General features: G+C 56.3%; 1 protein-coding gene. It reads left to right on the forward strand.

Translation table 11 applies throughout. The annotated features are described in order from the left end of the window. Nucleotides 1-28 precede the first annotated feature (28 nt). Nucleotides 29-739, forward strand: a complete 711-nt coding sequence (locus tag ACR0AO_RS25475; RefSeq protein ID WP_480609847.1) for an IS6 family transposase — start codon at nucleotides 29-31, stop codon at nucleotides 737-739. The last annotated feature ends 51 nt before the right edge of the window (nucleotides 740-790 follow it).

Consider the following 790-nt stretch of genomic DNA (forward strand, 5'->3'; position numbering starts at 1 on the left):
ACAATCTTTCCCGCGCTATCCGCTTGGGATGAAGATTCCGACCAACATGCCTCGCCTGAAGGGCTTTCGCTTTCCTCGCGAAATCATCGCCTATGCAGTTTGGGCCTATCATCGCTTTGCCCTCAGCACGGCCGATGTTGAAGATTTGCTCGCCGAACGGGGCGTGAATGTGAGCCGTGAGGCAATCCGGCTTTGGGTTAATCGTTTCGGCCAACATTTCGCGGATTGTATTCGACGGGATCGGCCGCGGCCGAACGATAAATGGCACTTGGATGAGGTCGTGCTCACGATACGCGGCGCAAAACACTGGCTTTGGCGCGCTATCGACGCGGATGGGGATGTGCTCGATATTCTGGTCCAGTCACGGCGGAGCGCGAAGGCCGCAAAGCGCTTTCTGCGTGGATTGATTGCCCGGTTTGGCGAGCCGAGGGTTGTTATCACGGACAAATTGCGAAGCTACACCAAGCCAACCAGGCATCTTGCTCCGGACGCGGACCATCGCGCGCACAAAGGTTTGAACAATGCCGTCGAAGTTTCGCACCGGCCAACTCGCAAACGCGAGAAGATCATGGGCCGTTTCAAATCACCAAGACAGGCACAAAGGTTCCTTGCCGCTCACGACCAAATCAACCTGATCTTTCGACCCCGTCGCCACAAACTGTCCGCCGCCTCCTACCGCCATGCCAGAACGGATGCCCTTAGTCTCTGGGCTGAATATACCGCGGAACTAGCAGCCTAACGGTCGTTCAACCGACCCATCGCAATCGGTCAAAAATAACTTGGCGATACC

The organism is Ruegeria sp. AF8, assembly GCF_056541825.1.